The organism is Alteromonas stellipolaris, assembly GCF_001562115.1.
Classification (GTDB): Bacteria; Pseudomonadota; Gammaproteobacteria; order Enterobacterales; family Alteromonadaceae; genus Alteromonas; species Alteromonas stellipolaris.
The window spans coordinates 2,781,027-2,802,861 of sequence record NZ_CP013926.1; the positions used below are offsets into that span (position 1 = coordinate 2,781,027).

At 42.9% G+C, this 21,835-nt stretch carries 19 protein-coding genes; 9 read left to right on the forward strand and 10 right to left on the reverse strand.

Annotation, left to right across the window (positions count from 1 at the left end; all coding sequences use genetic code 11):
* Nucleotides 1-183 precede the first annotated feature (183 nt).
* A complete protein-coding gene (locus AVL57_RS11840; RefSeq protein ID WP_057791125.1) occupies nt 184-2,754 on the reverse strand; it encodes a M1 family metallopeptidase in 2,571 nt (856 codons plus the stop codon).
* Between the two features lie 419 nt (nt 2,755-3,173).
* On the opposite strand from AVL57_RS11840, the gene AVL57_RS11845 reads away from it, so the two are divergent.
* On the forward strand, nt 3,174-4,019 hold the full coding sequence (locus AVL57_RS11845) for an enoyl-CoA hydratase/isomerase family protein (protein ID WP_057791123.1): 846 nt from the start codon (nt 3,174-3,176) through the stop codon (nt 4,017-4,019).
* A gap of 46 nt (nt 4,020-4,065) precedes the next feature.
* A complete protein-coding gene (locus tag AVL57_RS11850) occupies nt 4,066-4,308 on the forward strand; it encodes an HP1242/YdcH family protein (RefSeq protein WP_057791121.1) in 243 nt (80 codons plus the stop codon).
* Nucleotides 4,309-4,383: 75 nt separating this feature from the next.
* On the opposite strand, the gene AVL57_RS11855 is transcribed toward AVL57_RS11850, so the two are convergent.
* Nucleotides 4,384-4,635 (reverse strand): hypothetical protein, encoded by a 252-nt coding sequence (locus AVL57_RS11855; protein ID WP_057791118.1) that lies wholly within the window; start codon nt 4,633-4,635, stop codon nt 4,384-4,386.
* A gap of 538 nt (nt 4,636-5,173) precedes the next feature.
* On the opposite strand from AVL57_RS11855, the gene AVL57_RS11860 reads away from it, so the two are divergent.
* The gene (locus AVL57_RS11860; RefSeq protein ID WP_057791117.1) at nt 5,174-5,584 is read left to right on the forward strand and encodes a type 2 periplasmic-binding domain-containing protein; all 411 of its coding nucleotides are present in this window, start codon (nt 5,174-5,176) and stop codon (nt 5,582-5,584) included.
* An 82-nt stretch (nt 5,585-5,666) separates the two neighbouring features.
* Here the strand turns inward: AVL57_RS11860 and AVL57_RS11865 are convergent, their stop codons facing one another.
* Complete coding sequence (locus AVL57_RS11865; protein ID WP_057791114.1) at nt 5,667-6,719, reverse strand: LacI family DNA-binding transcriptional regulator; 1,053 nt, start codon at nt 6,717-6,719, stop codon at nt 5,667-5,669.
* Between the two features lie 140 nt (nt 6,720-6,859).
* Between AVL57_RS11865 and manD the strand changes: the two genes are divergently transcribed.
* The 5 genes from manD to AVL57_RS11890 all read left to right on the forward strand — a co-directional run bounded on the left by manD (nt 6,860) and on the right by AVL57_RS11890 (nt 14,055).
* Nucleotides 6,860-8,077 carry a D-mannonate dehydratase ManD gene (manD, locus tag AVL57_RS11870; protein WP_057791112.1) on the forward strand — a complete coding sequence of 406 codons (1,218 nt, stop codon included), beginning with the start codon at nt 6,860-6,862 and terminating at the stop codon, nt 8,075-8,077.
* Nucleotides 8,078-8,120: 43 nt separating this feature from the next.
* Entirely contained in the window at nt 8,121-9,257 is a 1,137-nt protein-coding gene (locus tag AVL57_RS11875) for a Gfo/Idh/MocA family protein (protein ID WP_057791110.1), read from the forward strand.
* 14 nt (nt 9,258-9,271) lie between these two features.
* Complete coding sequence (locus AVL57_RS11880) at nt 9,272-11,062, forward strand: sodium:solute symporter family transporter (RefSeq protein ID WP_057791108.1); 1,791 nt, start codon at nt 9,272-9,274, stop codon at nt 11,060-11,062.
* 110 nt (nt 11,063-11,172) lie between these two features.
* Nucleotides 11,173-11,952, forward strand: coding sequence for a hypothetical protein (locus tag AVL57_RS11885; protein WP_312038618.1), 780 nt, complete (start codon nt 11,173-11,175; stop codon nt 11,950-11,952).
* A gap of 294 nt (nt 11,953-12,246) precedes the next feature.
* Nucleotides 12,247-14,055, forward strand: coding sequence for a putative bifunctional diguanylate cyclase/phosphodiesterase (locus AVL57_RS11890; protein WP_232363272.1), 1,809 nt, complete (start codon nt 12,247-12,249; stop codon nt 14,053-14,055).
* Between the two features lie 169 nt (nt 14,056-14,224).
* Here AVL57_RS11890 and AVL57_RS11895 read toward each other — a convergent pair whose 3' ends face one another.
* The 5 genes from AVL57_RS11895 to msrA form a co-directional block, all read right to left on the reverse strand.
* The gene (locus AVL57_RS11895; protein ID WP_057791104.1) at nt 14,225-15,322 is read right to left on the reverse strand and encodes an alpha/beta hydrolase; all 1,098 of its coding nucleotides are present in this window, start codon (nt 15,320-15,322) and stop codon (nt 14,225-14,227) included.
* A gap of 103 nt (nt 15,323-15,425) precedes the next feature.
* Complete coding sequence (locus AVL57_RS11900) at nt 15,426-16,712, reverse strand: beta-propeller fold lactonase family protein (protein ID WP_057791102.1); 1,287 nt, start codon at nt 16,710-16,712, stop codon at nt 15,426-15,428.
* Nucleotides 16,713-16,922: 210 nt separating this feature from the next.
* Nucleotides 16,923-17,555 (reverse strand): molybdenum cofactor guanylyltransferase, encoded by a 633-nt coding sequence (mobA, locus tag AVL57_RS11905; protein WP_057791100.1) that lies wholly within the window; start codon nt 17,553-17,555, stop codon nt 16,923-16,925.
* Between the two features lie 217 nt (nt 17,556-17,772).
* The gene (locus AVL57_RS11910; RefSeq protein WP_057791098.1) at nt 17,773-18,561 is read right to left on the reverse strand and encodes a substrate-binding periplasmic protein; all 789 of its coding nucleotides are present in this window, start codon (nt 18,559-18,561) and stop codon (nt 17,773-17,775) included.
* A 187-nt stretch (nt 18,562-18,748) separates the two neighbouring features.
* On the reverse strand, nt 18,749-19,342 hold the full coding sequence (gene msrA / locus AVL57_RS11915; RefSeq protein WP_057791096.1) for a peptide-methionine (S)-S-oxide reductase MsrA: 594 nt from the start codon (nt 19,340-19,342) through the stop codon (nt 18,749-18,751).
* 314 nt (nt 19,343-19,656) lie between these two features.
* On the opposite strand from msrA, the gene AVL57_RS11920 reads away from it, so the two are divergent.
* Nucleotides 19,657-20,085: an OsmC family protein gene (locus AVL57_RS11920; RefSeq protein WP_057791094.1), complete on the forward strand. Its 429-nt coding sequence runs from the start codon at nt 19,657-19,659 to the stop codon at nt 20,083-20,085.
* Nucleotides 20,086-20,297: 212 nt separating this feature from the next.
* Here AVL57_RS11920 and AVL57_RS11925 read toward each other — a convergent pair whose 3' ends face one another.
* Together AVL57_RS11925 and sodC are read right to left on the reverse strand one after the other, a co-directional pair.
* Nucleotides 20,298-20,813: a thioredoxin family protein gene (locus tag AVL57_RS11925; protein WP_231701207.1), complete on the reverse strand. Its 516-nt coding sequence runs from the start codon at nt 20,811-20,813 to the stop codon at nt 20,298-20,300.
* A 197-nt stretch (nt 20,814-21,010) separates the two neighbouring features.
* On the reverse strand, nt 21,011-21,556 hold the full coding sequence (gene sodC, locus AVL57_RS11930; protein ID WP_057791092.1) for a superoxide dismutase family protein: 546 nt from the start codon (nt 21,554-21,556) through the stop codon (nt 21,011-21,013).
* Nucleotides 21,557-21,835 lie beyond the last annotated feature (279 nt).

Sequence of the window (21,835 nt, forward strand, 5' to 3'; positions counted from 1 at the left end):
TACAGGTAAAACTAAGTGTGCAAATTTTGTGTAAAAAAAGGGGTTGTCACAAAAATGACGCTTAATCCGCTTCTTTATGACATTTTGAAGTATAAAATAAAAAAGAGGCTGCCGGATGGCAGCCTCTTGCGTCGAATTACAGTAATACTGTTGATTTGTAAAGATATTACTTAAATCTTATATTTACTCGCCGTATTTGGCTAAGAATTTATTAAAGTCTTCTTGGTATGTCGCTTTTAAACGCAAACACTGTTTCGATTCATCCAACATAATGTCGAAACTACGGGCCATGCCTTCATGCTTATCTTTGATTGGCTCGTAAAATGCTTTTGCCATGTCTAAGTTTTCAGCACTACAGGTAGTAGACACAAATTCAGGCATACGCGATACATGGTAATCTGGCATCTTCGCAATCAACGCATCTAGATTTGAGTTTAACCATTTATACAATACGGTTTTAAGCTCTAAGTTGCGCGAGACTCTTACCAACATATAAAGTGTATTCGCCGGAGTAATGTCGTCGGTTAATGCTAAATCTAGCATTTTGTTTACCGTGGCTTCATCGGTGTAGCGCATTGAATAAAGCAAGGTGCGTTTAACATTAGGAAGTTGTGCTTTTTTAAATGCAGCTACCAATGTTTCGTATAGCTCTTCTTCACTATGCTTCGTGGTTACTCCTATTGCGGTACCGGCAATGCCTGCTGGAACGGCACTGCTATCTTTAATGTACTGCTTAGCAATCGATTCACTTTGCTTAATCAAGGTTTCGTTGTTTGCTCTATTTCCAAGCAGGCTGTAAAGCTGGTTACGTAGGCTAATAACGCTTTCCGATTCATCGCTAGTTTGCTGAAGCGTAAGTTCGTTTAGCAAAGGCAAGTACTCTTGATTCAACAATGCAGCATAATTTGCTTTATTGTCGTCGTTAACTAAGTAATCAAACTCAGCCAAAACACCTACCGCAGCACGTTTAACAACAGGGTCGTTATCTTTCGCCAAGGCATTTAATACTGGCATTATGCTATCAATGTTAACTTTACCCGCGTTAAGCAATGCTTGCATATTATAAAGCACGTTTTTCTTTTCGCGGTTGTTAAGTACATCCAAATCGCCAAGCAAGTTATCAAGTTGCTTACTTGTAATTGCCCAGCGGAAATAGCCTGTGGCGTTATCGTTAGGGAAAACCCAGTCAGCTTCAGCAAGTTGAGGCAATTGAGTTTTGGCTTTATCAATAAACACCACTTCCTGCTTTATTGCACCGTTTACTTTATAAGTAAGTTTAAGCGGCACGGCCCAAGTTTGTGCATCTACGGTTGCGCCCGCGTAATGGAAACGTTCCTGCGTAATAGTACCTTTATCGTCTATAGAGATAAGTGGGTAAGCAGGTTGTTCTAAGTAAGCTTTCATCATGGCGCTTAGATTAATGTCTGATACACCATCAAGCGCAGCCCACAAATCATCAGCAACCGTATTGCCCCACGCATGGGTGTTCATATAGTTACGCACACCTTCACGAAACTTTTCAGTACCAATTAACGACTCTATCATCTGCAAAATAGACTCGCCTTTTGAGTAGTTCAGCCCCAAGCCATCCATAACATCGGGTTGAATACGCACTACTTTTTTAACCGGTTTAACCGTAGGGCTAGCGTCGGCACCAAACGCAGACTCTTGCACAATACGATCGGCAAAATTAAGCTCTGGATAGAGTTCCATCATGGTGTAGCTTGCCGCCCACGAGGCAAATGCTTCGTTTAACCATAAATCATCCCACCATGCCATGGTCACTAAGTTACCAAACCATTGGTGTGCCAGTTCATGTGCAATAACGTTAAGCGGCCCTTTGCGTTCGGTTAAACCCGGCTCGTCTGCTAGCAATAACAAACTGTCGCGGTAAGTAATTAGCCCTACGTTTTCCATCGCACCATGAGTGAAGTTAGGTACAGCGACAAAATCGAGCTTTTTGTAAGGGTATTTAATATCGAAAAAGTCTTCTAGCGTGGCTAAAATTTCAGGGGTGTGCTTCACCACAAACTTAGTTTTGTCTGCATAGCCTTTAGGTACATAGATTTTACCTGGTACCGACAAACCTTTTAGTTCAACACTATCAAACGGCCCTACGGTATAAGCAATTAAGTAGGTTGGCATAGGTTTGGTTTTTTCAAACTTAACGGTTTGCATGCCTTCGCTTACATCATGACTTTCAACCGGCGTATTCGAGACCACCACTTGTTTTTCGGGCGCCGTAATGGTCATTTGGTAAGGTATTTTAAATGCAGGTTCGTCGAAACTAGGAAATGCTTTACGTGCATGCATATCTTCAAACTGCGTAAAGATGTAATTTGTTTCTTCAAAACGAGACAAATACATGCCATCAGATGACGTATTCACCTTGCCTTCGAAGTCGATGACTAGGGTGTATTTGCCCGGCGCAATGTCAGCATCAGCCATGCCCCAATTAATATTGTAATCACCTTGTTCAACATTAAGTGCTATTACGCGCTCATTTTGACGAAGTTCGGCATGAGTAACGGTAAGGTCTTGCTGATAAAAGCCCACTTTTTTCGTGACTGAATTAACCGTAATGTTAATGCGGGTAGAACCAGAGTAGTTTGGTGCATCAGGATCTAGGGTTAAATGAATGTCTTGAAAGGTTGGCGTAATGGAAGATGGTAAACGGTATTCCACATCTTTTGCTAACACTTGAGTCGTTAGCAGCGCCAAAACACAACTAAACAACGTTATGATTCGTCTCATATCTTATAATTCCATGTAGAGAGGGGGCCTCTTAAAGAGAGTATTCCCTTTGAAAGAGAGTATTACCCGTAAAAAGGAGCATTGCCCTAAGTATAATCGCGAAGGAGCATAATCAGCTTTAGCGCGTCACGCAACGTAGGCAGTCGCAAATGATATTTGAAATTGTTACGAAAAATGTCCAGCGCAACAGATAGTTCGTTCAACTTATTAAATTCCTCTTACACTTTATATCCCCCGTTTTCTTATGTCTGAATCACAACTTGTCCCCTATTTGAGCAGTTACCTTCAACAAAAAACATAAACTGTATTCACGGTTTTACCGATTATTAAGCCACTCAATCGCTGCTAGTCTTTCATTGGCAAGTTAAACACAACTAAAAAATGAATTAACAAACGAATGCGACCAGAGGAATATGAACATGGCTTATAACGGCTACACCACTTTTACCGCAAAGCAAGACGGTGCAATACTCACCATAACTTTCGATTTCGGCCCTGTTAATGTACAAGGTCAAGAGATGTTAGAAGACTTAATGGGTCTTGCCATGCGCCTTGAGCGCGACCGCACCGTTAAGGTGGTGGTATTTCAATCAGCTAACCCTGAAATTTGGGTATGTCACTATGACACCAACCTGCTAAAAGACATGTCTACCGAAGCGGTAGCACGTGGCGATGTAAAATTGCTCGACCTTCAAGTGGTATTAGAACGTATTAGCAAACTACCTCAAGCCACGATCGCTAAACTTGAAGGCTTTGCCCGAGGTGGCGGTCATGAATTTGCACTGGCCTGCGATATGCGATTCGCCGCGCGCGGTAAATACAAGTTTATGCAAATGGAAGTCGGCATGGGCATATTGCCTTGCGGCGGTGGCGCGTCTCGTATGGCTCGTCAAACCGGTCTAGGCCGTGCCCTTGAAATCATTCTAAGTGCTCGCGATTTCAGCGCCGACGAAGCCGAAGCTTACGGCACCATCAATAAAGCGCTGGAGCCTGACGAAATTGGTCCTTATGTCGATGCCCTTGCTAAACGCATTGCCCTGTTTCCTGCAGAATCGATTAATGCCTGTAAACAAGCGGTATACGAATCTATCGACAAGCCCATAGATGAAGCGTTACGTGCAGAAGCTTACTGGTTATATCAAGCCACCAGTAAAACCCCCGCAGTTAAACGTTTTAACGAAGCAGACATTAAAGGCATGGAATACGACATGGAAAATCAACGCAATTGGAATGATCTAGTCGTCGCCGTACAAGATATTAAATAACACTATCCAATTAAATTGACGCATCGAAAAATTTTAGGAGCACATTATGTTAGGTGAAGTTCACTCATTGCAATCTGACTTTCCAGAATACAAAGATACCATTGAGAAACTGGTAGAAAGTGACAGTACGTTTGCCAGCGAAAACAAACAGTACAACGCTTTAGATGAAGAAATTCGCAAACTTGAGCTAAAGGGCGCCCCAACCACCGACGAAACATTGCATCAAATGAAGCATGATCGTGCCGTGTTAAAAGATACGCTGTACGAAAAATTACAGGCCGCGATATAATTTTCTACCGTTAAAGGAGTTAATATCGCCTCCTTTAGATAGTGGTGAAGCGTTAACCTCTCGAACGCTTCACCACTACTTCATATGTACTTTCCCACCAATAATTTTAAACGCAGGCGCGCCTCTTATTGTGGCTTCCCGAGCAAAGGGTTGCTCGCACCCAGGGCATATACAGGGTGTAGTGGTATAATCTTCAACAATACGCTCTTTAAAGCACTTAACCAGTGCGCCTTTGCCGCCTTTTCGGTATTTGAAAATGGGCGTTTTGCATTTCGCACACGTTATTTGTACCGTTCGAACTGGCCCTTTCTTGTTCGGTTTTGCCATACCCCAACTTTATTAATCAATTTGCTTACCACAAAGATGAATCTAAACATTTGTAGATGTAACAAGAAACCTTTCTACATCCGTTAATCTTAGATAATACACCAACATACCAATCACGTTTGTTCAGTCTTAGCCTGCCATAAATGGAAGTTCGCGAAAACTTCACCTATTATGATAATAAGCAACCTATGCTTATACTTGTCTTCAGTCATTTATATGAAGTATTCAGTTTAGCGATAGTTAACATGGACTTGCCGTACCTTTAGCTTGATTCTTTACTTATTTTGTCGATTAAGGAAGAGGCACACTAACGTTCAGTACAGAAGGTTTAAGATTTTTCGTAAACTTTCACTGATAATACCTAGAACTTATACTATTCTGAGTTCGAAGAATGAATTCATATTATCGCACCTAGCAGGATACATGCTGGATTCGACGACACAGATGCAGCGGCACTATCGACTAACGCCTTACGATAGAGCAAATGCCTCCTGCAATAGCAGTATCTTTAGATTTAGTATTTTAAGGAATAATGAAAATGAAAGCGAAAGCGGTCCTATTACTTAGTTTAATGTTTGCACTTCCTGTAAGTGCAGCAAACGTAATTATCGTTAGTGCAAAAAATGGGTCGGGTATCGATGCCGAAGCAGTCAAAAGAATCTACCTTGGTAAAATGAAAGCATTTCCTGACGGTAGCAAAGCACTTCCTTTAACATTTGAACAAGGTAATGATATTCGTGGTGCCTTTAACACGGGCGTTTTAGGTAAATCTGAGAGCCAATATTCTGCGTTTTGGTCTAAATTAGTTTTTACTGGCCAAGGAACACCGCCAGAAGAGGTATCTACACAAGAAGAAATGCTGCAACTTGTTGCTGATAATCCCAATACTATTGGCTTTGTGGATGAAAGTTTAGCGAACGACTCTGTCACGGTAGTCGGTAGCTTCTAACCAAAAAACTAACGCAACAAGAGCGCTTTTAATGATGACATTGAAAGCGCTTTTTTATTCCCAAATAAGTAAAACGTCCTTCCTACGCTTCACTTATTCCGCTAGCATTTATCGCCAACCCTTTGTTCTTTGGGCTAGCGCAAGAGTCTCTTTGCGTTACGGAACAGGAAATCATTATTTTTTGCGAGTGCCTGTCTTTATCATCTATCAAATCAAGAAGAAGTTGGGCAGCTTCTTTTCCAATAATGTAGGGTTCTTGTTTTACTACCGTAACAGGGACTTTAAAAAACTCTGTCATGGGAATATCATCAAAACCTAACAAAGAAACATCGTCAGGAACACTCACTCCCTCTTGGTTTAAATGCGCTAAAAGCTCAGTCGTGATGGCAAGATGCTGAGTAAAAAACGCGGTAGGCGCAGCATCTGATTGAAGAATTGCCTTTGGCGAGTTTTCAAACCCTGTTTCTCGTTGCCAATACTGCACTAACTCTTCGTTAAATTGAATACCATGCTTTTTAAGCGCATCGGTATAACCTAAATAGCGCTCATTCCTCGATTTAACGTTCTGGAATTCCTGCGTCACAAAGCAAATTCGCTCATGCCCCAATTTGATTAAATAGTCTGTGGCATCAAAAGCGGCTTTGCGGTAATCAGATAAAACAAGGTTCTTCTCGCTGCCGTCATGCTCTAATTGCACGTGGACTATCGGCAGCCCCTTATGAATATACTCTTCAATAAGGCCATTGTTTTTACCCGATGACGCTATGATTATCCCGTCTACTTGCAACTGAAATAATGCCTCTAGCGACTTAGCTTCAACCTCGGGATCAAAGTCAGTGTTGTAAATAAGCGCGTTGTAATTTGCTTTTTTACAGAAGTCGTCCACACCGCGAATGGTCCGGCTGGTATCAAAACCGGTAATATCCCGAACGATAACCCCTATTGTCTTGGTTTTAGTGGTTTTTAAACCTTGAGCAAAGCGGTTAGGCGTGTAGTTTAATTCTTTAATAGCAGCCCGAACCCGAAGCTCGGTTTCTTTCGACATATAGTCGAACCGCCCATTAATGTACTGAGATACCGTACTGTTCGACACTTTGGCTAGGCGCGCCACATCCGCCAATTTCACTTTTTGCATAGCTTTTTTTAAAGGAGCCTGAGGTTCATTAAACCATTGTTAACAACTTGTTGACATTATGCATTTGTATGCTAGGTTTAGTCAACTAAAACGTTTTACTAAAACGTTTTATGTTTTCATCCTAAGCAGAGGGAAGACTGGTGAAGATTGAAGAAATTAAAGTATTTGTGTGCAGTCCGGGACGTAATTTCGTTACCGTGAAAGTCATTACAGATAGCGGAATTTACGGTATTGGCGATGCTACGTTAAATGGTAGAGAAATGGCGGTGGTCACATGCCTTGAAGAGCATATTGCACCTTGTCTGATTGGCCGCGACGCCCACGACATTGAAGACATTTGGCAATACCTTTACAAAGGGGTGTATTGGCGTAAAGGCCCCGTAAATATGGCCGCCATTGCGGCCATTGATATGGCATTGTGGGACATAAAAGGTAAAGCTGCCAATATGCCAGTTTATCAATTGCTGGGCGGGAAAAGCCGTACGACAGTCACTTTGTATGCACATGCGAGTGGCGACACTATTGAAGACACCATTGATAAAGCGCAAGCCCATATTGATGCTGGGTTTAAAGCCGTGCGTTTGCAAACTGCCATCCCCGGATTAGGGGTTACTTATGGTGTTCTTGGCGATAAAAAAGACTACTTTGAATTACAAGGCAACCGCCCTCTCCCCCCTGAAGAACCTTGGTCTACTCTAAAATACTTTAATATGGTGGAAGACCTTTTCAAGCTAGCCCGCGATCGCTTAGGCAACGACGTTCATTTACTTCATGATGTGCATAGCCGCCTAACCCCTATTGAATCTGCCCGATTGGGCAAATTATTAGAACCTTACAACCTGTTATTTCTTGAAGATGCTTCCGTAGCTGAAAATCAAGAGAACTATAAGGTGATCAGGCATCACACCACTACCCCATTAGCCATTGGCGAAACCTTCAACACCATTTGGGAATGCAAAAACCTCATTCAAGAGCAACTCATAGATTATATCCGTGCAGCAGCTACTCATGCGGGCGGTATAACCGGCCTTCGCCGCATTGCCGATTTTGCCAATATTTATAATGTAAAAACCGCGCCTCATGGAGCACCTGACTTATCTCCAGTTTGCTTTGCTGCACATATGCATTTAAATATTTGGGCACCAAACTTTGGTATTCAGGAGTTCGTTGGTTTTGGTAATGAACAACTTAACGAAATCTTCCCCCATCGCTATGAAGTTAAAGACGGTACGGTTGCCGTTTTAGACGCACCCGGCTTAGGCGTAGATTTCGATGAATCAGCATCGCAAAAATACCCTTACAAACGCTCTTACTTACCGGTAAGCCGATTAGAAGACGGCACCCTGTGGAACTGGTGAAGCTATTTTGCGCTGTAACAACAAATTCGATAAAGGAAAGAACATGAGTAACCCTATCAAGGTATTAATTCAAGGCACTGGATTTGCAGGCCAAGGGCATGCAGAAGCCTTTAGATATGCTGGTGCAGACGTTGTTGGCATAGTGGGCAGAACTCCAAGCGTTGTGGAAAGTGTAGCCAAAGAACTTTCAATCCCCTATTTCAGTACCGACTGGCAACAAGCGCTTAAAGACTGCAAGCCAGACATCGTCTCTATTGCCACACCCGGCGGCGCCCACGAAACGCCCATAATTCAAGCTATTGAATTTGGCTGTCATGTATTTAGTGACAAACCACTTTCTACCACTGGTAATTCTGCTAAGAAACTGTATGAATTGGCCAAAGAAAAAGGGGTGAAAACCGCTTTTGCTTCAAGCTTTCGCTACATGCCTCATGTTATTCACGCCAAACGTTTAGTGGAAAAAGGGATGATTGGTGAGCCACTAGAAGTAGAGTGCATTTCACACTTTAACTTAGAGCGTGACATTCCTTTTGGCTGGTCTCACCGCAAAGAGGACGGTGGCGGGCGCTTAAACAACAACTTTACCCATAAGCTTTCAATTGTCACCTCAATTGTGGGTGAAGAAATCTTATCTATGATGGGGGAAGTACGAGATGATTTGGGTAAAGCCCCTATTGTTGAAGGCGTACACAATTTCAAAAAGCGACGCGACTTTATACCAAGTGATATCAACGACCCAACCCTCAAATGGGGTGAATCGAATGTAGAATGGTCATATACCGTACTTGCACAGCTAAAAAGTGAACTTGCAGCAAAGCCTGTCTCAGTATTGTTTAAACATGGCGGTTTACAACCCCGTTTTACCGACGACCATATCGTTGTTTATGGCAGCAAGAGTGCCATCTTTATAAAAGGTCATTATGCCAGCGGCCCCCTTTATTACTATGACGAAAACAACCAGTGGACAGAATTGCCGTTACCGCAAGACATCATAGACAACACTCCCGAAGGCGAAGGTGACACCGAACGTAATTGGCGCTATTTAATTCGCGAATTAGTGAACGATGTGAAAGGTGAAACGGTTTCACCATATCAAACCTTTAAAGAAGGTGCGCAATACCAGCAACTCATCGATCTTATTCGTCGAAATGACAATTGGGTAGACGTTAGCCAACTGTAATAAAAGGTCGTCCCATGATATATGAATATCTCGTTATTGCAGGGTACTTCTTACTGATCCTCGGTATTGGTTTTGCATTTAAATCGATGGCGAAAAATTCCACCAGCGACTACTTTCGTGGTGGCGGTCGAATGCTATGGTGGATGGTTGGCTCAACCGCTTTTATGGCACAATTTTCTGCATGGACATTCACAGGCGCAGCGGGGAAAGCCTTTAGCGACGGCTTTGCCATAAGCCTAGTATTCTTCGCCAATACTTTTGCGTATTTTTGTGGCTGGCTTTACTTTTCAGCCCGCTTTAGACAAATGCGTGTCGACACTCCCACTGAAGGCATTAAGCGCCGTTTCGGAAGCCAGAACGAGCAATTTTTCTCTTGGGCACTGATTATCTTTAGCATGATAAACGCTGGCGTGTGGTTAAACGCCCTTGGTGTTTTCTCTAGTGCCGTATTTAATGCCGACATCAGTTTAACCATTATTGCTACCGGTCTTACCGTGCTGTTTGTGTCGGTATTGTCTGGCGCTTGGGGCGTGGTAGCGTCTGATTTTGTACAAACCCTTATTGTGGCAATCATCTCGATAGCCTGCGCTATTGTAGCGCTGGTAAAAGTAGGTGGACCCGTTGCCTTGGTAACCGATTTCCCTGTCGATTTTGTTATGGGGCCAGACATGAACTACGGCCTACTACTTGTTGGCACTTTTGTTTTCTTTTTGGCAAAGCAACTTATCACTATTATGAATCTAAACGACTCGTTTCGGTTTTTAAACGCAAAGGACACCGTAAACGCACGTAAAGCCGCATTGCTTGCCATGATATTGATGGGCGTTGGCAGTATTATTTGGTTTATTCCCCCTTGGGCATCGGCCATTTTGTATCCTGATGCCGCAACCGCCTACCCCGAGTTAGGCAATAAAGCAGGTGATGCGGTATATCTTGTGTTTACGCGTAATGCCATGCCCCTTGGCACTGTTGGGCTGTTGCTGGCGGGGTTATTCGCGGCTTCTATGTCGTCAATGGATTCAGCGCTTAATAAAAACGCGGGTATTTTTGTACGAAGCTTATACCAACCTTTATTACTGAAAAAACAGAAACAAGTGTCAGATAAACATCTGTTGAATGTTAGCCGTTTAGTCAGTTTTATTAGCGGTATTATGGTTATCGCCGTTGCACTGTTCTTCAAGTCATTAAAAGAGCTAAGTTTGTTTGAGTTAATGATGAACGTGTCTACCATGATTCAAGTTCCGCTACTCATTCCCTTAATATTTGGCCTGTTTATTAAAAAAACGCCCCAGTGGGCACCTTGGTTAACCGTCGCTATAGGCCTAACGGTGTCCTGGTTAATGATGAATGTATTCACTCCTGAGTTTTTTGCCAACTGGATTGGACTAGAACAAGCACTTACCCGCCGTGAATCAATCGATCTTAATCTCATGCTAATTATCATTGCCCACTTGGTTATTACCGCTGGCTTTTTCTGTGCAACTTCCTTTTTTTATAACCCCGAAAAAGACGCGCATAAAGCAGAAACCGAGCGATTCTTTGATGATGTAGAAACCCCAGTGATTGCAGATTTTGAGCAAGACGATTACGACCGCCAGCAACGTAATAAACTCGGAGTTATGGTTATTATCATGAGCGTAGGCATGCTAGTTATGATGCTTATCCCAAATCCTTTGTGGGGACGGCTTATGTTTTTAGGCTGTGCAGTCATTATGCTAATTATAGGCTTACTGCTTAAACACAGTGCTAGAAAAGAGATTACTACGGCCACCTCATCATTGAGTAAAAAACCATGCTTAGAATAAAGCTATTTAACGCGTTTATAAGCAAGTTTTTTGCTTGTGTATCAAATCTACAAATACTGGCGCACTGGTTAGGTATGGGTTTACTTTCACTTATGCTTTTCGGTTGCTCAATGAGTAATGAGAATTACAGAGTACGCTTAACTGAGGGTATAGATGAGTCGGCTGGGCCTGTACCTGCTTATATAATTTCAACCCCGTCGGCCACTTACTATCTAGAAAAACACGGTGGTGGGTTATCTAGCATGCTTGATAAAGACGGGGTAGATTGGATTGGTTTTAACAACATTAAGGGTTCAGGCCACAAAGGTGAATACCGCGGCTTCCCCAATGCCATCCATAAACAAGACGGCAGTTATTTTCATGCTATGAATGCAGGCACTGACACTGCCAGAGGTGAAGTGCTTATCGAGCTTGAGAACCATGTACGTATAGCATTTACCTCAGAAAACGGAAAATGGGTAGGCCAATGGGATTTTTACCCTACCCATTGTAATTTCACAATGACAACGGTAAGCCCTGGCTATCATTATTGGGTGCAATATGAAGGGGTGCCTGGCGGTAGCATGGATGACACCGACTTTTGGTATAATTCTGCTACTGACATACGCCACCCTATCAATGATTCATTCAACGGCGATTTACCTAGCCCTGAATGGTATGCCTTTGGCGATGAATCATCTCCCCGAATGATTTTCTTGCTAAATCATGACGATGATACTCACCCCGACAACTACGTAAGCCGTCCTTACATGACTGTGCTCGGTTTTGGCCGCCATGAGAAAAACAAGTTTTTGAATACACCTAAAACATTTTCCATAGGCTTTGTGGAATCGGTAGAGTATGAAAAGGTGTCAAAAGAGGTGGCTACTGTATTGAAGCAAATATATTGAACTAGCCCAGTGGCAGAGTAAAAAATTACCAGAGTAGCGAATTGATAGCGTAGCAGGGTGAGCAAGCAAGGAGTGCTTTAACACCATCAATAGCACATTCTCACTTTGCACATAAGTATCGGGAAGCGGCACAAGGTATTAATACAAGCGCTGGAATTAACCAACTCTAGCGAGAAAGTGAGCTATTATAAATACATCTCCCAATAATTAAGTCACTAGAAAGAGCTTAAAATTCCTAACTTTGCTTTAACCATCGATAAAGACGCGTTTAATCAAATACGTCGTCGTAGACTCATGCAAATTTGTGGAGTATCAGCCCTCGGGCTGGTGGCTTCTCTTTCTGTGGCGCGCAATGTTACCTTTATAATTATTGCTGCCGGCCTTACCTGCTTAATTGCCGCGTTTGTGTTCGCATATAAACATAAAGTACTTGCCTCGGCGTCTACCCTGCTGGTGTCATTATCTTCCATGTTGTTCGCGCTAGCAGCAACCGGTGCAGGGTTATTCGACTTAGCTATTTTGGGCTACCCTACCCTAATAATTTTCGCCGCTATTTTAGGCGGTGTGGGCTTATTCTTAACGTTGCTTTTTTTCGTGACCTTGCAATGTGTTGTTATTGTTGGGTTGTCATTACAGGGCATTATCACTCCCCATATCCCTTCACTTAGTTGGGAACATTTAATCTTTACACTAGTGATATTCATCGTCACAGGCTTTAGTGTTTACATTTTAGTTCGTGACATCAAAGATTTGATGACATCGCTTCAGGGCGAAAATATAAAAGTGGCGCAAAGTCGCACGCAAATTCAGCATTTGGCGCACCATGACAGCCTAACCAATTTGCCTAATCGGCTGTATGGTGAAACCCTGTTTAATTTATCGCTAAGCGAGTGTGAAGAACATGGGCAGTCATTAGCATTACTATTTATTGATTTAGATAATTTTAAGCCAATTAACGATGCGTTGGGCCATGCAGCGGGCGATCAATTGCTTAAATTACTTACCCAACAGCTCACAGAAATCTTGTCGCCAAAACAGTATCTCATCCGCTTCGGTGGTGATGAATTTCTGGTTATTGCCCCTATCAACCCTGAAAGTGATGCGTTGACGCCCCTCGCTGATTCTCTGATTGGGCAGTGCGCGTCTGTTTTCGATATATTTCAAAATCAAGTAAGGGTTTCAGCCTCTTTAGGGACAGCCAGCGCACCAAAAGACGGCACTGATTTTAAGCAGCTATGCAGAAAAGCCGATATCGCTATGTATAAAGCGAAACAAGATGGCCGCAATACCTATCACCATTACGACGAGAGTTTAGACAAAGCCAGCGAAAACAAGTTTAAAATGCTACAACTGTTACGCCCGGCACTAAGTGAACAACAATTCGAGCTGCACTACCAGCCTATTGTAGACTTAAAGAGTGGCAACATTAACACCCTAGAAGCATTACTACGCTGGCCTCAACCTGATGGGAGTATGATCCCGCCAGACTTATTCATCCCTTTGGCAGAAAGTAGTGGCTTAATTAATGAGTTAGGTAGCTGGGTAGTACGTCAAGCCACCCAATTTTGTGCCCAATTACGCCAGCAGGGACAAGCTGATATACGCATGGCAGTAAATTTATCGGTGATGCAGTTTAAAGATGGTCAGCTTCAACGCACCATAGAAAGTGCATTGTACGAAGCGGGCTTACCGCCAGACGCATTGGAACTAGAGTTAACCGAGTCGTTGTTGATTGATGAAACCGAGCAAATACAAAAGCAACTCGCTTCGCTGAGCAAGCTTGGCATTACCATTGCCATTGACGACTTTGGTACGGGTTATTCTAACTTAGGCTATCTTCGAAACTTTAACGCTTCAAAGCTTAAAATAGATAGATCTTTTATAAGCCCTTTATGTTTCTCGGAGCACGATGAGTCTTTGGTAGGCGCCATCATAAACATGGCAGCTAGCTTAGGCTTGAAGACGGTGGCTGAGGGAATTGAAGATGAAGAGACCTTGCAAAAGCTACTTTTACTTGGCTGCGACATTGGGCAAGGCTATTTCTGGTCAAAACCCTTGCCCGAAAACGCGTTAATGGAATTTTTGAAAAGCCGTAACACTTAACACGGCAGCTTTTATTTACCCATCTTTATCCGACCCTTGTTTACTGAACTGAAATTTCTGAGCTGGGTTTTCTAAGCTGAGTTATCTGAGCTGGGCCCCCTGAGCTGGGCCTTCTCAAACTGATTATTCAATTGATGTTTTCAGTCCTTTGCTGAAACAGCAACTTTCGTTATTTAAGTAGCTGCTTGATCCAATTAACAGATAAATCCAGCACTTCTTCTTTTTTGCTTCTATCAGGCTCATATACGTTGAAGATATGATCGGCGTCACCTATATAATAGGCATCTTCACGCACCGCATTACTCGCCTCAAAAATAACGTTTTCATGGGCAGGCAAGTAGTCGTTAGAGCCTCGTATTGCTAGCACTTCTCCTTCAAAATCACCTAAATTGCGAATAGGATTGTAGCCTAACATTCCCACTAGGTGTTTTCGGGTAAGGGTCAAATCAACCCAGCTTTTTAACGTGCTTTGCCCTTGTTCTAACGCCTGTCGAACTTCTTTAAAGTTTTGACTATTCGTCACTATTTCATTTGGGTTTAGGGCTGTAGACCATAACACCATGCCATCAAAGGTTTTAGGGTGCGTACTGACCAACTCCATAGCCGTCGCGCCCCCTAAACTAAACCCTACAACCACCAATGGCGTGTTAGGATACTGCGCTTGCAAGTAATCTAGCCCGGCCTGCGCATCTTCTACCCGGCTTTTAAAGGTACTCGATAGCGTATAATTACTTGCTTCACGTTCCGCTTCCCCTCGAACATCAAACCTGACAGAAGCAATACAATGCGCGCTTAACTGGTGCGATAAATCTTTATATAAGTCGCCCACTTCATCTTTTTGCCCTGCCCAACCGTGTATTAGCAGTACCGCGCCTTTTATTTCAAGGTTGGCATCATTGTTAGCGGTGCAACTAGACTTTTCCAGTACCCCTTTGGCTCCCGAGCTCAAGCTTATGTTTTGGCTTAAGTTTACACTCTGGCTTGAGGCTGCAGAATTGCTTAAACTTTGATTATGTTCAGCTTCATCTGATTTTGCATCAGCCGCTGTGCTTAACAGCAATGCACTTGATAAGGCCGTTATTGCTAGCACCAAACTTACTGGCACTGAACGTAATAGCCTTGTAGTGAACGGCCTTGTACTAAATAGCCCTTTAATAAATAGCCCTTTAATAAATGCCCCTCTAGTAAATAGAGCAGCCCCAAGGCTCAAACTTTCATTACGCTTACTGCTTACACAATGTGGTTTAACACTTGAATATCGAGCCATTGTCATCCCTATTACTGCTATTTATTCTTCGGCTTAGCGCTAGTGCTAAGTGCTTGGATTTATGCCTAGCGCTAGCTCTGTTGCCCAGCTTTATTGATTAGTCTTATTGTTCAGACTCAAAGCCGGTTAGTACAAATTTTTGTACTCGTCGGCCTGTACTGACTTCTGAGGTGTACAGGTTACCCTCGCTATCAGCTACCACACTATGAAGCCAAGTAAACTGCCCCGGATAGCGACCAGGTCGACCAAAACTACCCAGCACTTGATAGTTCTCATGTAATAAAATCCAAATGCGACCATTCATCATATCGGCCACGTACATGTATTTATTGTCGGGCGAAAACGCGATATCAGAGGCTGTACCTAAGCCGCCGGTTTCGCCCGCCACTATCACGTCTTGCATAAAATTAACCGTGCCGCTTTCATCAGCTTTGAATACTTGAATCCGATTATTCCGTCTATCGCACACATAAATTCTGCCGTCACTTGCTTGAGTAACACAATGTACAATGTCACCAAAGTTTTGTGCTTTTGTGCTGGTAGCACTGGCATTCGCCGTGGCTTGAGAAACATCGAACGCACCTTCTCGCGTGCCGCCGCCAGGTGCTGTACCGTACGCGCCCCATAATTGGTCAAACTCGTTGGCCTCTGTGTTAAAAGCTGTCACCCGTTTATTAATATACCCGTCGGCAATAAAGACTTTATTAGTGTGAGTGTTATGAAAAATATCGGCAGGGTTACCTAGCGTTGATTTACTTAGGTTACCATCTGTTTTACCGCGAGTACCAAACTGGCGAATAAACTCCCCTTTTTCCGTGAAGTTAAGCACCACATGGTCACCATCACCATTTCCGCCCAACCATACCGTATTTTCATCATCAACGTATAATCCATGAACCGTTGCGGGCCACTGGTTTTCACCGTTTATTGAAGGTGATATTTCAGGCCCGCCCCACGCATTCAGTAAGTCGCCTTGTGGTGAAAATTGTAAAACGTGAGGGGCAGCTTCACAGCAAAGCCCCATATTGTTGGTAAGCCCGACATCAAGCTTACTTAGTGAGTTTGGTCGGTGTAGTAACCACAGGTTATCGTTTTTATCTACCGATAACCCTGGCACCTGACCAATAATTAATGTTTTCGGCATTTTAGGCCAGCTTGCATCTACACTAAATTGAGGAACTGGATGGCTAACATCTGCTTCAGGATAGCGCTCAACGTTAACCAAGCTGGGGGATAGAAGCTCTTGACCATTCGCCGAGGCTTGGTTTTTAACGTTGGCTTGCCGCTCGACATCAGCGGCACTCACCGTGAAAGAAACCACTACGCTGCTAATGCACAAGCCAGCTAGCTGCATAAAAGATTTAGCGGATGGTAAAGAGATACAAAGCATTGCGTTAACCCTTAAATGTATTGAACGAGTAATATTGAATTTGGTGTAATTGATAAACTTTGTCTTGCTAACGTCTTAGCACACGCGTTTTGGTACAAGCTGTTTTATACAGGTCGTTTACTATAATCGGCTTGGTAACAACCGTTTAAATCATAAGCCAACTGATGAATAAACACACTAACTAGTACGGTCATGTTCGCTGAAGTGTCGTTAATTTCCGGCCAGTGATAGCAATTTTTTAGCGGCATCCCACTGCGCTGGTGTATTCACGTTGGTTAGCCGCGCGTCGTTTTCAGGCGAGACTTCAATTGCATCAAAATTTGTACACATGGTATTGACTGAACGTTGCGGTACTTGCCCTTTAACAACATCTTCAAGGTACTGTCGAACCTCTGTCGTTAACGGCAAAAACAAGGGTAGATAGTGATGGGAAAAATAAACAGGCCGTTTTGCACTGGTGCCTTTGTCGATAAGCTGCTCTAAATCTTCTGTTCGCAACAGGGGCAAATCGACGGGCGTGATAATTAGTGCATCCGCGTTGCTTTGAATAGCAATAGAATATATTCCGCCCAAAGGCCCAATATTGGCCACTACATCATCCACCACTTTATAATTATCGTCATATTTATTAGCATAATTAATAGAATAACTATCAGCGTCACTAGGCTGAACACTAACAGTGGTGGCTTCATTTCGGCTAATCAATAGACGTTTAATAGGTAATGAAGAAACTAAGTCAGTTGTGTAAGTAAGCATATCGCGCTCATCACGTTTCAAAAGTGCCTTGTCTTCCCCCATTCGGCTTGAAAGCCCACCTGCTAGTACTACGCCATCGATGACCATATCGTCTCCCTTTCCCCTATACTACCTTTAACACAACTCCAGCCGACCTTATCACGCAATTAGCATGCGGATAATCATAAATTTCAGTCAATTGAAATTAGTCTAGGCTCAATGTAGTTAGCGATTTACGGTAATTGAAAGAGGATATCTATTACGCACAATCCGATTGTTTAAGCCAATGGAAGCGCTTAATGGCTAGAAACACTTTTAACTCGTGCTATTTTTGATTGGCTATGGCCTCAAAACGCGCATCTATTTGACCGCGCTCGCCAGATTGTTCAATAAACGCTAATGCCGCATTAAATTCATCGATGTGCGCTTGGGCATTTTCAAGCTCTTTAGAAACAATATAGTAAAGCGGAATAGTGGCTACAGGAATATCGATAATGCTGACACTGTCAAATACTTCAAGGAGTTTTGAGTTATGATCTCTTTGCAAGTAACCATTGGTAAAGCCTATATCGCCCCACCCTTTTGATACTTGAACAATACAGCCTCTTGCATCAACCGCTCGTTGAACAGAAAGCTTATATGCGTTGATAAACTCTGACTGTTCGATGCTTAAGCTATAGCCATATGGCAAACAAAGGCGAGCCCCTGTCACATCAGCCAGTGTATTAACTTTCATCTCTTTTGATGTGTAAATACGTACGGGAATTGTATTAATGCGTTTCGAGTAAATAAAAGACTTGGCTCGTTCGTCGGTATGAACATAAGGGAATGTTCCTTGGTACTTGCCCTCAAGCGCCCATTTGAAACCACGTTGCCATGGTAAAATGTCGATATAAACGGGTGTATTCATGTGCTTGAAAACAGCTTTTACCAAAGAAACAGACCAGCCACCATCCTGCACATTTTTATCAACATAAGGGAAGTAGCTTGAACCAGTAGTTAATAGCGTATCGCTATCAAGCAGTGGCGGCTTTGGGTTTTGCTCGGCCACACTAAAGTAAGACGAAAACCCCAAACACAGCAAGATAAGCTTTACTACAACGCACTTTTTCATGTACTACTTCCGGCCGTTTTGGTTATTTCATCGCTATTTAGTGTTAAATAACCATTACTTATAATTTAAATTAACTATAAAGAAAAAATAACGAGATAAAAGTAAAAACCGAGCAATGCTGCACAAAGCAGACCTGTGTTTAAGTCTACCGCAGCATTACATAATAATGATGACAAGAAGCAAGTAACTAAGACTTACCTGCTGCTTTCTCTCCCCAAATCTCCTCTAAGCGCTGATCGCGGCCACAATTCCAGCGATAAAGCTTGTAACGCACAGGGCTTTTTTTATAGAAATCTTGATGACCTATCTCATCGCCTTTAATAGGATAAAATGTGGATGAATCCAAAATAGGGGTAACCACGGTTTGATTTGGAAATTGCGCTTTTACCGCATTTTTAGTGTCCTGCGCAATGGCACGTTCTTCATCATTAGCGACAAACACGGCACTTAAATAACTGGGGCCTTTATCACAAAACTGCCCTCTTGCATCAAAGGGGTCGATATTCACCCAGTAATGGTCGAGTATTTCTCGATACGACACTTTGCTTTCATCAAAAGTTATCTTCACAGCTTCATAATGCCCCTTATGGTTCCCATTATAAGTAGGATTGGGCACTGTTCCTCCGGTAAAACCCGAGACCACATCGGTTACGCCCTCTAATTTTTCAAAATCAGATTCCATACACCAGAAACATCCACCAGCCAGAACAGTCTCGTCAGCAGTGGCAATTGGGGCAGCGATAAACGTGCTTAACAATAATGCGGGCAAAATAGATTTCATTATTAACCTTAAAATTAACTATCGAAGACAAAAACATACGGCTCACTAATACAGAACGGATTAAGTCCTAGAAACTTTCATTTTCAGTGACATTACAATTACGGGTAAAATTTTCATTTAGTCCTGTAACCTTCGCATGCCGTAACGAAATTAAACTCATGACACTAGCTGCGTTAACTCTCATCACTTCAACGCTATCGCCCGCATGGCCTTGGTTTGCAGAAAATCAGTGACATCGGCAGAGCACTTGCATCGTTAAGCTTTTAAAATTCAAACCATGTAACCGGTTTGGTCAAAACGTAAGGAAATAGCAAATGAGCATAGTTAAATCAGGCAGTGCGGCATACAAACCTTTAGGAAAGCAAGGCAAAGGCAGTATTTCTACCGAAACAGGCGCATTGTCTAATCAGCCCTACGGATTTAATACACGCTTTGAAGATAGCAAAGGCACCAATCCCGAAGAACTAATAGGGGCGGCGCACGCAAGTTGCTTCACCATGGCCTTATCTTTTGCGTTATCAGGCGCAGGCTATGATGACGGAGAGCTAAACACTACCGCTAAAATCAGTTTAGATAAGACAGACGATGGTTATGAAATTAGTCAGTCAGCGTTAAGCCTTGAAGCTAGCGTTGAGGGAATTACCGAAGACGAATTCGCTAAAATTGCTCAGGAAGCAAAAGATAATTGCCCCGTTTCGCAGCTTTTAGATACGAAAATCACCCTTGAGTACACGTTGAAGTAGTAATCTTTTTCATAACGCCATTAGGCAGTAGCGATAGGGCTTAGGGCTTAGCGCTTAGCTCTTAATCCAGGCTACTGTATCAATATAGCGGATAAACCAGCAGGCAATCGAAGCCTACTGATGCTTTTATTCATGGCTATTTTTTCGCCAGCCCTTTATCCATTACTTCTCCATTCCTCAATTCTTTATCCGCCAGTCTTTTACCTGTGACTTTACTCTGCCGCTGCCGCCAGAGCCTGTAAATCTTGAGTTAAACTAGTTTCTGCACGTTCTACCACTCGTCCTATTTCTTCACCATCACGCATTAATATGAAAGTAGGCGTATATTTAAGCGCATGCTTTTCTGCTATGCCCTCTGGATCGCTCTTTTTCCTGTCAACCGCGAATAAAGTAAATTGAGGGACATTTAACCCACTAGCATCTAGTGTTTTCAATAGTCGGGGGACTTCCCTTTCACTGTCATGGCACCATGCGCCAAATAGTATGAGTAGCGTATCGTCTTCCAAAGCAGATACGGCTTCAATTTCAGCGTCGCTAGGTTGATACGACTTATATTCGTCCATAAACGCTGGATGCTGTGCAAGCAATGCTTCACCGCTAATTTCCCCGACGACATCCGGAATGTTATCTGCACTCAACACATTAGCTGAGGCTAATACTATTAGTGCAGTTAACACTGGTTTCAACAATGGCTTTAACACATTAGATACGAATTTATATGTAAACACCTTCTTTCTCCTTAAAAGCGTATAGCCATATTCAATAGTGCATTGAAGTAAAACGCAAGTTCGCTATTCTACGCTTAACCCTTTTTAGGTTTGTTGGCCTGGACAGTTGCGAATAACTCAAACACACAAAAAAAGCGGCATTTCTGCCGCTTTAATTATCAATTTTGCTAAATACTAACATTGATCTTCAAGACTGGTTACTTACCAATCACGCCGCAAGCCACTCGCTCGCCGCCACCGCCAAGTTTAGCTGGGGAATCTGAATAGTTATCGCCACCTGCATGAATCATAATGGCGCGCCCTTCAATGTCTTCAAGCTCCAATTCAGGTGCGAATACAGGTTGAGTGGCATTGCCACTTTCATCAACATACAGGGTTGGCAAATCACCCTCATGACCTTCTTCAGACCAAGGTACGCTGTGACTGCCCGTATTTTCAGGGTCGAAGTGCCCACCTGCGGCACCGCCTAACACTTTTTTACCATCTTTCATTGCTGCTGAGCAGTCGCCATTTTCATGTACATGAAAGCCGTGAATCCCTGGGGTTAGCCCTGATAGTTTCGGTGTGAAAACCACACCGTCGTCATCGTAGCTGCTTACCATCACGCTTCCGATAGCTTCGCCTGTTTTCAGATTATTCATCATAATCTTTTTCCCTTCATCCTCGTGATGACCGGCGAAACAACTTGCGCTCAAGGCTAGTGAGACTGCACCCACCATGGCGGTTAATGTCAGCTTTTTCATAGCGTTCTCCTTCTCTGCTTAAAATTCGCAATAATGAAGCCCGTGCGATTATTAAACGAGCTTGCATTACAACTTACCTTAAAGAAGAGCATAATTTGCACCACAAGTGGTTAATGCGCTGTAACCCCATGAAAAATAGACATTAAGAAGATTTTGCTGATATCGACATTCTAGGCGCTTTTGAATAGATGTAACGATTTAACTCGTCATGTGTAATGTTTACGCAAACAAGCACTTATAAAATAAAGCTTACATCAATACTGCTACCGTCTGTTTCTC

Excerpts from the sequence above, each read along its gene's own strand:
- AVL57_RS11920 (WP_057791094.1), top strand. The coding sequence starts at position 19,657 with ATGAGCATAGTTAAATCAGGCAGTGCGGCATACAAACCTTTAGGAAAG.
- AVL57_RS11895 (WP_057791104.1), bottom strand. The coding sequence starts at position 15,322 with ATGGCTCGATATTCAAGTGTTAAACCACATTGTGTAAGCAGTAAGCGT.
- AVL57_RS11860 (WP_057791117.1), top strand. The coding sequence starts at position 5,174 with ATGAAAGCGAAAGCGGTCCTATTACTTAGTTTAATGTTTGCACTTCCT.
- AVL57_RS11840 (WP_057791125.1), bottom strand. The coding sequence starts at position 2,754 with ATGAGACGAATCATAACGTTGTTTAGTTGTGTTTTGGCGCTGCTAACG.
- AVL57_RS11890 (WP_232363272.1), top strand. The coding sequence starts at position 12,247 with ATGCAAATTTGTGGAGTATCAGCCCTCGGGCTGGTGGCTTCTCTTTCT.
- AVL57_RS11855 (WP_057791118.1), bottom strand. The coding sequence starts at position 4,635 with ATGGCAAAACCGAACAAGAAAGGGCCAGTTCGAACGGTACAAATAACG.
- msrA (WP_057791096.1), bottom strand. The coding sequence starts at position 19,342 with ATGAAATCTATTTTGCCCGCATTATTGTTAAGCACGTTTATCGCTGCC.
- sodC (WP_057791092.1), bottom strand. The coding sequence starts at position 21,556 with ATGAAAAAGCTGACATTAACCGCCATGGTGGGTGCAGTCTCACTAGCC.
- AVL57_RS11875 (WP_057791110.1), top strand. The coding sequence starts at position 8,121 with ATGAGTAACCCTATCAAGGTATTAATTCAAGGCACTGGATTTGCAGGC.
- AVL57_RS11850 (WP_057791121.1), top strand. The coding sequence starts at position 4,066 with ATGTTAGGTGAAGTTCACTCATTGCAATCTGACTTTCCAGAATACAAA.
- AVL57_RS11885 (WP_312038618.1), top strand. The coding sequence starts at position 11,173 with ATGAGTAATGAGAATTACAGAGTACGCTTAACTGAGGGTATAGATGAG.
- AVL57_RS11910 (WP_057791098.1), bottom strand. The coding sequence starts at position 18,561 with ATGAAAAAGTGCGTTGTAGTAAAGCTTATCTTGCTGTGTTTGGGGTTT.
- AVL57_RS11845 (WP_057791123.1), top strand. The coding sequence starts at position 3,174 with ATGGCTTATAACGGCTACACCACTTTTACCGCAAAGCAAGACGGTGCA.
- AVL57_RS11865 (WP_057791114.1), bottom strand. The coding sequence starts at position 6,719 with ATGCAAAAAGTGAAATTGGCGGATGTGGCGCGCCTAGCCAAAGTGTCG.
- mobA (WP_057791100.1), bottom strand. The coding sequence starts at position 17,555 with ATGGTCATCGATGGCGTAGTACTAGCAGGTGGGCTTTCAAGCCGAATG.
- AVL57_RS11900 (WP_057791102.1), bottom strand. The coding sequence starts at position 16,712 with ATGCTTTGTATCTCTTTACCATCCGCTAAATCTTTTATGCAGCTAGCT.
- AVL57_RS11880 (WP_057791108.1), top strand. The coding sequence starts at position 9,272 with ATGATATATGAATATCTCGTTATTGCAGGGTACTTCTTACTGATCCTC.